The sequence below is a fragment of the Nocardia sp. NPDC060220 genome (assembly GCF_042727815.1).
Lineage (GTDB): Bacteria > Actinomycetota > Actinomycetes > Mycobacteriales > Mycobacteriaceae > Nocardia.
Genome location: NZ_JBHWZY010000601.1, coordinates 1 through 4,348 on the forward strand (window position 1 = coordinate 1; position 4,348 = coordinate 4,348).

The following is a 4,348-nucleotide window of genomic DNA, read 5'->3' on the forward strand; positions in this document are numbered from 1 at the left end:
GCTGCGTCAGGAGGAACCCTCGCTGCGGGTGACCTCGCTGTTCCCCGGTCGCATCGACACCGATATGCAGCGGGCGATCGTCGCCGGCGAGGGTCGCGAGTACCGGCCGGAGGAGTTCCTCACCGCCGAAACGGTGGCCGGTACCGTGCGAACGGCCGTCGACACCCCACGGGACGGGCATCCGACCGAGATCGTGTTGCGGCCGCGCTGACCGCGACGGGGCGATTCGGTATGGTCGCCGATAGCTGCGTCCAGGGGGTCGGCGCTGGAATTCGCACAGAGGTATCCGCTGGTTCAGGCGCTCGATGGATTCGGTGGGTACCGTGCCGCTGATTTGATCGTGCCCTGGCTCGTGGCGAGGTGCACCCGGTTCGAGTAGGGGTTTGGTAAGTGGATAGACGTCGAATGCTGGCGATGTTGGCCGCGGGTACCGCCGTGGCGCTGACCGGCTGCGCGACCGCCGAGGGCGAGACCGTCGCGGCGGGTTCCGGCGGCGAGATCCCCACGCCGCCGCCCGCTCCGACCCCCGTCCAGCCCCTGCTCCCGCCCCCGCCGGGCGGGCCGAAGTCGATCATTCCCCCGAAGCCCATCACCGCGCTGCCCGGCCAGGGGCTCACCATGGCCCTGACGGTCGACGACGGCGCGAGTGCCGAAGTCGTCGGCGCGTACGTGAAATGGGCGAAGGACACCGGCGCCCGCTTCACCTTCTTCGTCACCGGCTACTACGACTCCTGGACCATCCATCGCGACGCGCTGCGCCCGCTGGTGGAATCGGGCCAGATCCAGCTCGGCAACCACACCTGGGACCACGCCGCCCTGACCAAGATCAGCACCACCGAGGTGGCCGACCAGCTCGGTCGCACGAAAACGTTCCTGCGCAACAACTTCGGCGTCGACGGCACCCCGTACTATCGACCGCCGTTCGGATACCACAACGCCACCGTCGACAAAGTGGCCGCCGACCTCGGCTACACCGTCCCCGCCATGTGGTACGGCTCCCTGTCCGACTCGGGTCTCATCACCGAGGAATACCTGATCGAGTGCGCGCACAAATACTTCGCCGCCCAGTCGATCGTCATCGGCCACGCCAACTTCCCACCGGTCACCCACTGCTACGGCCAGCTGGTCGACATCATCAGGTCACGCAACCTGGCGCTGGTCACGCTGAACGACGTCCTGGAAGTACGAAGCTGATCTCGCAAGAACATGGGTAACTCACCGGGCACGAGCTGACCCGCCCACCTCACAAAGCTTGCCGCGTCCCCAACTCTGCCCGTACCCGGGTCTGGCCGAAAGACCCGGGGAGGCGGCTACGGCACGATGTTGACCATCTTTCCCGGCACCACGATGATCTTGCGGGGCGCCTGACCGTCGAGCAGGGCGATGACCTTCTCGTCGGCCAGGGCGGCGGCCTCGATCGACGCGGGGTCGGCGTCGGCGGGGACCTGGATTCGGCTGCGGACCTTGCCCTTCACCTGGATCGGGTATTCCACCGAGTCCGCCACCAGCAGCGCGGGGTCGGCGGCGGGGAAGGGACCGTGGGCCAGGGAGGTGGTGTGGCCCAGGCGTTCCCACAGTTCCTCGGCGATGTGGGGAGCCAGCGGAGCGAGCATCAGCACCAGGGGTTCCACGGCGGCGCGGGGGGCGCCGGTGGGGTAGTTCTTGGTGAGATGGTTGGTCAGCTCGATCAGCTTGGCGCCCGCGGTGTTGTCGCGCAGCGCGGCCAGGTCCTCGTCGACGCCGGCGATGGTGCGGTGCACCAGGCGCAGGGTTTCATCCGAGGGTGCGGCGTCGGTGGCCTTCACCGTGCCGGTTTCCTCGTCGACCACCAGGCGCCAGACGCGCTGCAGGAAGCGGTGCGCGCCGACGACGTCCTTGGTCGCCCACGGGCGCGAGGTGTCGAGCGGACCCATCGACATCTCGTAGAAGCGGAAGGTATCGGCGCCGTAGAGGTCGCACATCTCGTCGGGCGAGATGGCGTTCTTCAGCGACTTGCCGATCTTGCCGTACTCCTGGGAGACCTCGATCTCGACGCCGTCGGCCCCGGTCCAGAAGAACTTCGCGTCACGTTCGACGATCTCGGCGGCGGGCACGTACGCGCCACGGGAGTCCGTGTACGCGTACGCCTGCACCATGCCCTGGTTGTACAGGCGGCGGTAGGGCTCGCTGCCGGAAACATCGCCCAGGTCGAAGAGCACTTTCTGCCAGAATCGCGCGTACAGCAGGTGCAGCACCGCGTGCTCCACACCGCCGATGTACAGGTCGACACCGCCCGGATCGTTCGGGCCGTGCTCGGCCGTGCGCGGGCCGAGCCAGTACTTCTCGTTCTCCTCGGCGCAGAACGTCTCGGTGTTGGAGGGGTCGGCGTAGCGCAGCTGGTACCAGGAGCTACCGGCCCAGTTGGGCATCACATTGGTGTCGCGGCGGTACTGCTTGGGCCCGTCGCCCAGATCCAGCTCCACGTTCACCCAGTCGGTGGCCTTGGCCAGCGGCGGGGACGGCTCGGAGTCGGCGTCGTCGGCGTCGAAGGTGACCGGCGCGAAGTCTTCCATCTCCGGAAGTTCCACGGGCAGCATGGATTCCGGCAGCGCGTGAGCCACGCCGTCGGCGTCGTAGACGATCGGGAACGGCTCGCCCCAGTACCGCTGACGGGCGAACAGCCAGTCGCGCAGCTTGTACTGGACGGTGCCGGTGCCGTGACCCTCGGCTTCGAGGTGGCCGATCATCGTCGCCTTGGCCTCGTCGACCGAAAGCCCGTTCAGGAAGCCGGAATTCACCAGCTTGCCCTCGCCGGAATGGACCGCTTCGGCAACGTTCCCACCGTCGATCACCTCGATGATCGGCAGATTCAGCGTCGTCGCGAAATCCCAGTCACGGCTGTCGTGGCCGGGCACCGCCATGATGGCGCCGGTGCCGTAGCCGCTCAGCACGTAGTCGGCGATGAAGATCGGCACCTGCGAGCCGTCGGCCGGGTTGGTGGCGTAGGAGCCGAGGAAGACGCCGGTCTTCTCCTTGTTCTCCTGACGTTCCAGATCCGACTTCGCCGCGATCGACTTGCGGTATGCGGCAATGGCTTCCGCGGGGGTGGGGCTGTCGTTGGTCCAGCGAGCATCGGTATCGGCGGGCCAGGCGGCGGCGGTCAGTTTGTCGACCAGCTCGTGCTCGGGGGCCAGCACCACGTACGTCGCGCCGAACAGGGTGTCGGGGCGGGTGGTGAACACCTCGATGGTCTCGCCGTCGGCGTCGAACCGCACCTGGGCGCCACGCGAGCGCCCGATCCAGTTGCGCTGCATGGACTTCACGTTGTCCGGCCAGTCCAGCGTGTCCAGGTCGTCGACCAGACGGTCGGAGTAGGCGGTGATGCGCATCATCCACTGCCACATGCGCTTACGGAACACGGGGAAGTTCCCGCGCTCGCTGCGCCCGTCGGCGGTGACCTCTTCGTTCGACAGCACGGTGCCGAGTCCCGGGCACCAGTTGACGATCGAATCCGATTGGTACACCAGGCGGTACGAGTCGATCAGCGCGCCTCGCTCAGCGGCCGGCATGGTGTTCCAGTCCCCTTCGGGGACCGGCCGCGCGCCGGTGGCGAACTGCTCTTCCAGCTCCGCGATCGGCCGGGCCCGACCGGCTTCCTGGTCGTACCAGGCGTTGTAGATGCGCAGGAAGATCCACTGCGTCCACCGGTAGTACTCGGGGTCGGTGGTGGCGAACGAACGCCGCGGGTCGTGGCCGAGGCCCAGCCGGTCCAGCTGACGCTGCATGGTCGCGATGTTGGCCTCGGTGGTCACCCGCGGGTGCGCGCCGGTCTGTACCGCGTACTGCTCGGCGGGCAGACCGAAGGCGTCGTAGCCGAGCGCGTGCAGCACGTTGCGCCCACGCATGCGGTGGTAGCGGCCGAAAACGTCGGTGGCGATATAGCCCAGCGGGTGGCCGACGTGCAGGCCCGCGCCCGAAGGGAACGGGAACATGTCCTGGATGAACAGCTTGTCGGGCGGCGTCTCCCCGGCGAGCGGCCCGACCGGGTTGGGCGCGTCGAAGGTGCCGCGCTCGGTCCAGTTCTGCTGCCAGCGGCGTTCGATCCGCCCAGCCAGCTCGGCGTTGTACCGGTGCTGAGGTACGTCAGTCTCGGTTGCACGAGTGTCCTGCACGGTCCTGCCTTCTTGTTCTCGCCGATCCCCGGTAAACATCGTCTAACAGCGTAGAACGTGGACGCGAGGCGATTTCCCAAGGGCCGAGAACATGCCGCGCGGCCGCGACGGCACGCGCCGTCGGTGTGTGGCCGGTCACGCTCGGCGGGGAGCCCTGATTTCGGGCCTTTACGGGTGCGCTAGCCTGCATGAATGGT

The 4,348-nt window shown here is 67.7% G+C and carries 2 protein-coding genes and 1 pseudogene; 2 read left to right on the forward strand and 1 reads right to left on the reverse strand.

All coding sequences use genetic code 11. The annotated features are described in order from the left end of the window. A pseudogene (locus tag ACFWF3_RS26015) lies at window positions 1–211 on the forward strand (short chain dehydrogenase); the annotation flags it as partial. 194 nt (window positions 212–405) lie between these two features. After that, complete coding sequence (locus ACFWF3_RS26020) at window positions 406–1,194, forward strand: polysaccharide deacetylase family protein (protein WP_378989536.1); 789 nt, start codon at window positions 406–408, stop codon at window positions 1,192–1,194. 116 nt (window positions 1,195–1,310) lie between these two features. Here the strand turns inward: ACFWF3_RS26020 and leuS are convergent, their stop codons facing one another. Continuing rightward, a complete protein-coding gene (gene leuS, locus ACFWF3_RS26025) occupies window positions 1,311–4,151 on the reverse strand; it encodes a leucine--tRNA ligase (protein ID WP_379315930.1) in 2,841 nt (946 codons plus the stop codon). Window positions 4,152–4,348 lie beyond the last annotated feature (197 nt).

Bases quoted from the DNA above. Each gene is read 5' to 3' on its own strand.
- ACFWF3_RS26020 (WP_378989536.1), top strand. From the start codon at position 406: ATGCTGGCGATGTTGGCCGCGGGTACCGCCGTGGCGCTGACCGGCTGC.